This is a genomic window from Rhizobacter sp., from assembly GCF_031412075.1.
GTDB lineage: Bacteria > Pseudomonadota > Gammaproteobacteria > Burkholderiales > Burkholderiaceae_C > Rhizobacter.
Genome location: NZ_JANOCG010000200.1, coordinates 1 through 8,520, shown reverse-complemented (window position 1 = coordinate 8,520; position 8,520 = coordinate 1). Strand labels below are relative to the sequence as shown.

Genomic DNA, 8,520 nt, shown 5'->3' with positions numbered 1-8,520 from the left:
TTCCTGCCCGGCACCGAAGAAGAAAAGATGGGCCCGTGGATGGGCGCCTTGGACGACAACCTCGAAGTGCTGTCCAAGACCGACGGTGGCGCCGGCGAGTGGGGCCGCGCGGCGACCAACGACCTGGTGCGCAGCAAGATCAAGATCAAGAGCCTGAACTTCATGCGCGGGCGCACCTTCCTGAACAAGTTCGTCATCATCGACGAGGCACAAAACTTGACGCCCAAGCAGATGAAGACGCTGATCACCCGCGCCGGCCCGGGCACCAAGATCGTTTGCCTGGGCAACCTGGCGCAGATCGACACGCCCTACCTCACCGAAGGCAGCTCGGGTCTCACCTACGCGGTCGACCGCTTCAAGGGCTGGCCGCACTCGGGGCACATCATGCTGGCGCGCGGCGAACGCTCCAGATTGGCCGACTTCGCCTCCGAAGTTCTCTAACCGCGCAAGCGAAGCGTTGCGCTCCCTCAAGCAACGCCCGCGGAGCCGGCTTTGCCGGGCCGCCAGGCGGCGCCCCTTGGGGGCAGGAGCGAAGCGACTGGGGGGCTAAATCAAATCTCGGATCTGCTGCAGCGCGCTCGGGTCTTCGATCGTCGTCAGATCACCCGGGTCGCGCTGCTCGCAGACCGCCTGGATCGCGCGGCGCAAAAGCATGCCCGAGCGTGTCTTGGGCAGCACCGTCACGAATCGCACGCGTGACGGCCGCGCGACGGCTCCCAGATGCGAGTCCACCGTTTTCATGATCTCGCCTTCGAGCTTGAGCTTGGCGGCATCGTCGGGGATGGCGTTCGTGTCTTTCACCACCACGAAGGCCATGGCCACCTGGCCCTTGAGCGGATCGGCCACGCCGACCACGGCGACTTCGGCCACCGAGGGGTGGCTGGAGATGCTCTCTTCGATCTCGCGCGTGCCCAGGCGGTGGCCGGCCACGTTGATCACGTCGTCGGTGCGGCCGAGGATGAAGTAGTAGCCGTCCGCATCGCGAATGCCCCAGTCGAAGGTGCTGTAGACCATGCGCCCGGGGATGGTCTTCCAGTAGGTGTTGACGAAACGCTCGTCATCGCGCCACACGGTTTGCATGCACCCCGGCGGCAGCGGGCCTTCGATCACCAGCACGCCCTTCTGGTTGGGCTCGGTGAGCTCCTGGCCGGTGGCGTCGTCGAGCAGCTTCACGTCGTAGCCGTACATCGCAAAACCGGGGCTGCCGAACTTGGTGGGCGCCTTGTCCACGCCGTTGGCAATGGTGAGAATGGGCCAGCCGGTTTCGGTTTGCCAGTAGTTGTCGATCACCGGCTTGCCCAGGCCTTGCGCGATCCATTGCGCCGTGGGCTCGTCAAGCGGCTCACCCGCGAGAAAGAGCGCACGCAACGAACTCAGGTCGTACTTCGTCAGGAACGCAGCGTCGTGCTTTTTCAGCACCCGCACGGCGGTCGGTGCGGTAAACATCAGGCTCACCTTGTACTTCTCGACCAGGCTCCACCACACGCCCGCGTCGGGGCGAATTGGCAAACCCTCGTACATCAACGTCGCCATCCCGGCGATCAGCGGGCCGTAGATGATGTAGCTGTGGCCTACCACCCAGCCGATGTCGCTGGCGCAGAAAAACGTCTCAGCCCCCTGGCCCTGGAAGATGTGCTTCATGCTCGCGGCCAGCGCCACGGCATAACCGCCGGTGTCGCGTTGCACGCCCTTGGGTTTGCCGGTGGTGCCGCTGGTGTAGAGCGTGTAGCTCGGGTGGGTGGCGTCGAGCCAGACGCAAGGCACCACAGTCTTGAGATGTTTCTCGCGCAGCGGTGCGTAGTCGACGTCGCGGTCAGCCACGCGCTGGAACGGCGCGAGCCCGCGATCGACCATCAGCACCTTGCGTGGTTTATGGACCGACAGGCGCAGCGCTTCGTCGAGCAGGGGTTTGTAGGCCACGACCTTGCCACTGCGGCTGCCCGCATCGGCGCTCACCACCACTGCGGGCGTCGCATCGTCGATGCGGCTGGCCAGGCTGCCGCTGGCAAACCCGCCGAACACCACCGAATGGATGGCACCGATGCGCACGCAGGCCAGCATGGCAAACGCCGCTTCGGGAATCATCGGCATGTAGACCAGCACCCGGTCGCCCTTCTTGACCCCCAGTTCCAGCAGGCAGGCCGCCATGCGCTGCACTTCGGCGTGCAGCTGGCGAAAGCTGTAGGTTTGCTCCTGCCCGGTTTCACTGGAGACCCAGATCAGCGCGTTTTGATCGGCGCGCGCGGCCAGATGGCGATCGACGGCGTTGTGGCACAGGTTGGTCTGCCCGCCCACGAACCACTTGGCAAACGGCGGGTTGTCGTAGTCGCAGACTTGCTCGTAGGGTTGGTGCCAGTCGATCAGCGTCGCCTGCTCGGCCCAGAAGCCGTCGCGGTCATCGAGCGAGCGCTGGTGAAAGTCTGCAAAGCGGGTCATGCGCCGTCTCCTGGCCAAAGTCTTTTATTGAATGTGCACGACCAGGCGGCCACGCACCTTGCCCGCCATCAAGGCCTGGGCATGCTCGATGGCCTCGTCCAGCTTGATGTCTTGGGTGATCCGATCGAGCAGCTTAGGGTCCAATGCTTTCGCCAACCTGTCCCAGGCCAGCTGACGCAGAGGGAGCGGCGCCATCACGCTGTCGACCCCGGCCAGGGTGACGCTGCGCAAGATGAAAGGCATCACCGTACCTGGCAGATCGATGCCCTGGGCCATGCCGCAGGCGGCCACCACACCGCCATAGCGGGTTTGAGCGCAGGCGTTGACGAGGGTGTGGCTGCCCACGGCATCGACCACCGCGGTCCAGCGCTCTTTTTGCAGCGGCTTGCCCGGGGCCGACAACTCGGCGCGGTCAATCACCCCGGCCGCGCCCAACGCACTCAGGTAGTCGGCCTCGCCGGCCTTGCCGGTGGAGCCGATCACGCGGTAGCCCAGGCCGGCCAGCAAGGCGGTGGCCACGCTGCCCACGCCACCGGTGGCGCCGGTGACCAGCACCTCGCCGTCACCCGGCTTCACGCCGTGGCGTTCCAGCGCCAGCACACACAACATGGCGGTGTAGCCGGCGGTGCCAATGGCCATGGCCTGGCGGGCGGTGAATGCCGCCGGCAGCTTGACCAGCCAATCGCCCTTCAAGCGCGCTCGCTCGGCGAGGCAGCCCCAATGTGTCTCGCCCACGCCCCAGCCGTTGTGCACGAAGGCGTCGCCAGCTTTCCAGGCCGGGTGCGTGCTTTCCAACACGGTGCCGGCGCCGTCGATGCCGGCGACCATGGGCCACTGCCGCACCACCGGGCCCCGGTTGGTGATGGCCAGGCCGTCCTTGTAGTTGAGGGTGGAGCAGGCGACCTGCACCAGCACGTCACCCACCGGGAGCCTGGCTTCGCCCACCGGTTGCACACGGGCAGAAAACCCGCCCTCGTTTTTCTCCAACAGCAAGGCCTTGAACATGGTGACTCCTTCATCGAACAGCACAGACTAACCCGGCAGCGGGCGCCACACATCGGTGCAAGCCTGTGCCCGAAGGCAGTCGGAACATGAAGAAACGCACCCAAGTCCCCGTGGCGACAGCACTTTCGGTTGACGCCGCCACCGTCGCTGCCTATGCTCGCGCGCATGATCCGCCCGGCCCTCACTCACGTCATCACCCTCGCCCGAGCCGCGCTGCTCGCGCTGGCCTGCGCGACGGCGTCTTCGCTGGTGCAGGCGGCGCCCAACACCAGCGACCCGGTGACCAGGCTGCTGGTCGACAAAGGTTTGCTCGACGCGAAGGTGTTCGACAGCCCGACCACCACGGTCGACAGCGCTGCCAGCCTGGGCCAGCAGGTGCGCAATGCCACCTCCGGTCTGGTGGTCTCGGCGATGAACTTCCTCGGCGTGCCCTACAAGCGCGGCGGCAACACCGCCGACAACGGCTTTGACTGCAGCGGCTTCACCCGCCACATCTACGAAAACAGCCTCGGCCTGCTGCTGCCTCGCAAGGCCGACGAGCAGGCCAAGGCTTCGGGGCTGGCCCCCGTCAAGCGCGATGAGTTGCAGCCCGGCGACCTGGTGTTCTTCAACACGCTGAAGCGCACTTTCTCGCATGTGGGTATCTACGTGGGCGAAGGCAAGTTCATTCACGCGCCCAAACCCGGCGGCGAGGTGCGGGTTGAAAACATGGGCGTGCGCTACTGGGCCAAACGTTTCACTGGCGCGCGCCGTGCCGCCCAGGCCCCGGCCACCCCGGTGAGCGCCCTACCCGTGGCACCACCCGCCCACGAAACCCCGCCCCTGGGCCACAACGACGCCCCTTGATCCGGCGCACAGCGCGGCTTCTCTCGCGCGGGCACAATCCGTCGATGACGGAAAGAGTCATTCCCATCGCAGACCAACGCTACTCAGCGGCCCTGCCCCACATTCCCACACGGCCCATCGCCAGCACCGGTTTGCTGGCCGACACCCTGGGCCGCCCGCTGCGCGACCTGCGCATCTCGGTCACCGACCGCTGCAACTTCCGCTGCGGCTACTGCATGCCGAGGGAGGTGTTCGACAAGAACTACCAGTTCCTGCCGCAGGGTTCGCTGCTGAGTTTTGAAGAAATCACCCGCACCGCCCGGCTGTTTGCCGCCCACGGCGTGCAGAAGATCCGCCTGACCGGCGGCGAGCCGCTGCTGCGCAAGAACCTCGAAGTGCTGATCGCCATGCTGAGCGAGCTGCGCACGCCCGACGGCGAGCCGCTCGACCTCACCCTCACCACCAACGGCTCGCTGCTCGCCAAGAAAGCCCAGGCCCTGAAAGACGCCGGCCTGCAGCGCGTGACGGTCAGCCTGGACGCGCTCGACGACAGCATCTTCCGCCGCATGAACGACGCCGACTTCCCCGTCGCCGACGTGCTTGCCGGCATTGCCGAGGCCGAACGTGTGGGCCTCGGCCCGATCAAGGTCAACATGGTGGTGCAGCATGGCACCAACGACCACCAGATCGTGCCGATGGCGCAGCACTTTCGCGAGCACCTCGGCGGCAAGATCATCCTGCGCTTCATCGAGTACATGGACGTGGGTGAAACCAACGGCTGGCGCATGGACCAGGTGCTGCCCTCGGCGCAGGTGATCGCGCGCATCCACCAAGCCTTCCCGGTGCGCGCCATCGACGCCAACTACGCCGGCGAAACCGCCGAACGCTGGTCTTATGCCGACGGCCGCGGCGAGGTCGGCGTCATCTCCAGCGTGACGCAGGCCTTCTGCCGCGACTGCAACCGCGCGCGGCTCTCGACCGAAGGCAAGCTCTTCCTGTGCCTGTTTGCGACCCAAGGGCACGACCTGCGCTCACTGCTGCGTGGCGACTACAGCGACGAGCAGATCGCAAACGCCGTCGGCCTGATCTGGCAAGGGCGAGGCGACCGTTATTCGGAGCTGCGCGCCGGCCAGCTGGCGGACACGGGCTCGGGTGCGCGCCGCGTCGAGATGCATTACATCGGTGGTTGATCGCAGCCAGATCACCGGGCTGATCCTCGCCGGCGGCCAGGGCAGCCGACTGGGCGGTGTCGACAAGGGCCTGCAGCTGTTCGCCGGCCAGCCCCTGGCGCTGCACGCCTTGCAGCGCCTCGCGCCGCAGGTCGACCGCGTGATGATCAGCGCCAACCGCAACCTCGATGTTTATGCGCAGATGGGCATGCCGGTGTGGCCCGATCCGGTCGACATGGCGGGCTACGCAGGCCCGCTGGCCGGCTTTCTGGCCGGCTTGCAGCACTGTGAGACGGCGTACATGGTGACCGTGCCGTGCGACAGCCCGCACTTCCCGACCGACCTGGTGCAGCGCCTGTCAAAGGCCGTCACCGAAAACCAGGCCGATCTGGCCGTCGCCCGCACGCCACTGGGCCTGGAGCCCGCCTTCTGCCTGATCAAGCGCGAGCTGCAAGCCAGCCTGCTGAGCTACATGCAATCAGGTCAACGCAAGATCGAGCGCTGGACAGAGCAGCACCGCCGCGCCGAAGTGGCCTTCGACGACGACAGCGCCTTCTTCAACATCAACACACCCGACGACCTGGCCCGCGCTTGATCGCTCAGGCGTGCGCGGAGCTCACCGTCTCGTCGGGATCGGCCGGCGTCTCATTCGCCCCTGGAGCCTGTTTGCGGGCCAACATGGAATACACCGTCGGCACCACGAAGATGGTGAGCAAGGTGCCCAGCGACATGCCACCTACGATCACCCAGCCGATCTGCTGGCGGCTCTCGGCGCCGGCCCCGCTCGACAAGGCCAGCGGCAGCGCCCCCAGCACCATCGCGCCCGTGGTCATCAGGATGGGCCGCAGGCGCAACGAAGCCGCTTCGATCACCGCGTCTTGCAGGCTGCGCCCCTGCTGGCGCAACTGGTTGCTGAACTCCACGATCAAGATGCCGTGCTTGGTGATCAAGCCCACCAGGGTGATCAGGCCGATCTGCGAATAGACATTGAGCGTGCCGCCAGCCAGCTTCAAGGCCAGCAGCGCACACCATCGACAAGGGCACCGCCAGCAAGATCACGAAGGGGTCGACAAAACTTTCGAACTGCGCGCTCAGCACCAGGAAGATGAACAACAGCGCCAGGGCGAACACGAGTCCCAGCGCCCCGCTCGATGAACGGAACTCACGCGACACCCCGTTCAGCTCGGTCGAGTAGCCCGCCGGCAGCACCTTGCGGGCGGTGTCGTCCATGAACTGTAGCGCTTCGCCCAGCGCATAACCCGGCGCGAGGTTGGCGGTGATCGACACCGAACGGCGCTGGTTGAAGTGGTTCAGCTCGCGCGGGCTCACCGCCTCCCGCACCTTGACGATGGACGACAGCGGCACCATCACCTCGCCACGGCCACGCACGAAGAGCTTGTCGATGTCTTCGGGCGTGGTGCGGCCGCGGCTCTCGGTCTGCACCAGCACGTCGTACTGGTCGGCGTCGCGCTTGTAGCGCGTGACGGCGCGGCCGCCGAGCATGGTCTCGACGGTGCGCGCCACCTGGTCGACGCTCACACCGGCGTCTGACGCGCGGTCGCGATCGACCTCCAGAAAGATCTCGGGCTTGTTGAGCCGCAAGTCGGTGTCGGGCTGCACGAAGCCCGGGTTCTTGGCCATCTCAGCCAGAAACTGCTGCACCGCCTTCGACAGGTTGTCGTAGCTGTCGCTGGTGACGATCACGTAGTTGATCGGCCGCTCGCGAAAGCCCTGCCCCAGGCTGGGTGGCGTGACCGGGAATGCGCTCACACCGGGAAGGCCGGCAAAACGAGGCTGCAGCTCACGCGCGAGCTGCAGCGTGCTGCGCTCCCGCAAGTCCCAGTCGACCGTGCGCATGATGGCGATGCCTTGCGACACGCTGGGGTTGCCAGCGACCACGAAGACACGGTCGAACTCGGGGTAGTCCTTGCCGATGTCTTCGATGGCGCGCAGGTAGCGCGAGGTGTAGTCGAGCGTCGAGCCGTCGGGGGCATTGACCGAGGTGAGGATCACGCCTCGGTCTTCGAGCGGCGCGAGTTCGCTCTTGGCGGTGCTGAACAACCACCAGCTGCCAGCGGCCGACACCACCATCACCACCAGCACCACCCAGCGGTGGGCAAGTGTCCAGCCGAGCGCGCCCGAGTAGCCAGCGGTGAGACGGTTGAATGCCGACTCCATCCACACGTCGAAGCGGTTGGGCTTGGACTCATGGCGCAGCAGCTTGCTGCACATCATGGGCGTGAGCGTGAGGGCCACGAACCCGGAGACGATCACCGCGCCCGCCAGCGTCAGCGCAAACTCGGTGAACAACCGCCCGGTGCGCCCCGGCGCAAACGCGAGCGGTGCAAACACGGCGGCCAGCGTCATCGTCATCGCGACCACTGCGAAGCCGATTTCCTTGGCACCCTTCAACGCCGCCTGGAAAGGCTCCATGCCCTCTTCGATGTGGCGGAAGATGTTTTCCAGCACCACGATCGCGTCGTCGACCACCAGGCCGATGGCCAGCACCAGCGCCAGCAGCGTGAGCGTGTTGATGGTGAAGCCGGCGATCGCCATGATGGCAAAGGTGCCGATCAAGCTCACCGGTATCGTCACCAGCGGAATGATGGCCGCGCGCAAGTGGCGCAAGAAGATGAACACCACCAGCGCCACCAGCAACACCGCTTCGGTGATGGTGGTGAACACCGATTTGATCGACTTCTCGATGAACACCGAGTTGTCGTTGGCCACCTGCACCTTCACGCTAGCCGGCAGGTCGAGCTGCAGCTTGGGCATCATCTCGCGCACACCCGCAGCCACCTCCAACGGGTTGGCCGTGGCCTGGCGGATGACCCCCAGAGACACCGAAGGCACGCCGTTGAGCCGCACGCTGCTGCGGTCGCTGGCCGAGGCCTGCTCGATGCGCGCGACATCACGCAGCCGCACCGTGTAGCCGTTGGCGAGCTTGAGCACCACCGCATCGAACTGCGCCACGGTGTTGAGATCGGTGCGCGCCGTGACGCTGAACTCGCGCTGCTGGCTTTCGATGCGGCCGGCAGGCACCTCGAGGTTCTGCTTGCGCAAGGCGTCTTCCACATCCTGCACG

The 8,520-nt window shown here is 66.0% G+C and carries 6 protein-coding genes and 1 pseudogene; 4 read left to right on the top strand and 3 right to left on the bottom strand.

The genetic code is table 11. From position 1 onward, the window contains the following. Positions 1-441, top strand: a 441-nt coding sequence (locus RMO40_RS06915) for a PhoH family protein (protein WP_309718182.1), incomplete at its 5' end; no start/stop codon positions are given. A gap of 105 nt (positions 442-546) precedes the next feature. Here RMO40_RS06915 and RMO40_RS06910 read toward each other — a convergent pair. Both RMO40_RS06910 and acuI read right to left on the bottom strand, forming a co-directional pair. Continuing rightward, positions 547-2,436 (bottom strand): propionate--CoA ligase, encoded by a 1,890-nt coding sequence (locus RMO40_RS06910; RefSeq protein ID WP_309718179.1) that lies wholly within the window; start codon positions 2,434-2,436, stop codon positions 547-549. A 24-nt stretch (positions 2,437-2,460) separates the two neighbouring features. Further along, the gene (gene acuI, locus RMO40_RS06905; protein WP_309718175.1) at positions 2,461-3,441 is read right to left on the bottom strand and encodes an acrylyl-CoA reductase (NADPH); all 981 of its coding nucleotides are present in this window, start codon (positions 3,439-3,441) and stop codon (positions 2,461-2,463) included. Positions 3,442-3,606: 165 nt separating this feature from the next. Here acuI and RMO40_RS06900 point away from each other — a divergent pair, with 165 nt between their 5' ends. The 3 genes from RMO40_RS06900 to mobA are packed head-to-tail and all read left to right on the top strand — an operon-like array spanning position 3,607 to position 6,030. Next, the gene (locus tag RMO40_RS06900; protein ID WP_309718172.1) at positions 3,607-4,287 is read left to right on the top strand and encodes a C40 family peptidase; all 681 of its coding nucleotides are present in this window, start codon (positions 3,607-3,609) and stop codon (positions 4,285-4,287) included. Positions 4,288-4,331: 44 nt separating this feature from the next. Then, complete coding sequence (gene moaA / locus RMO40_RS06895) at positions 4,332-5,456, top strand: GTP 3',8-cyclase MoaA (RefSeq protein ID WP_309718169.1); 1,125 nt, start codon at positions 4,332-4,334, stop codon at positions 5,454-5,456. Then, complete coding sequence (gene mobA / locus RMO40_RS06890) at positions 5,449-6,030, top strand: molybdenum cofactor guanylyltransferase MobA (RefSeq protein WP_309718164.1); 582 nt, start codon at positions 5,449-5,451, stop codon at positions 6,028-6,030. Before moaA ends, mobA begins: the two co-directional genes overlap by 8 nt. Positions 6,031-6,034: 4 nt before the next feature. Here the strand turns inward: mobA and RMO40_RS06885 are convergent. Next, positions 6,035-8,520, bottom strand: a pseudogene (locus tag RMO40_RS06885) (efflux RND transporter permease subunit); the annotation flags it as partial.

Excerpts from the sequence above, each read along its gene's own strand:
- acuI (WP_309718175.1), bottom strand. The coding sequence starts at position 3,441 with ATGTTCAAGGCCTTGCTGTTGGAGAAAAACGAGGGCGGGTTTTCTGCC.
- RMO40_RS06910 (WP_309718179.1), bottom strand. The coding sequence starts at position 2,436 with ATGACCCGCTTTGCAGACTTTCACCAGCGCTCGCTCGATGACCGCGAC.
- RMO40_RS06900 (WP_309718172.1), top strand. The coding sequence starts at position 3,607 with ATGATCCGCCCGGCCCTCACTCACGTCATCACCCTCGCCCGAGCCGCG.
- moaA (WP_309718169.1), top strand. The coding sequence starts at position 4,332 with ATGACGGAAAGAGTCATTCCCATCGCAGACCAACGCTACTCAGCGGCC.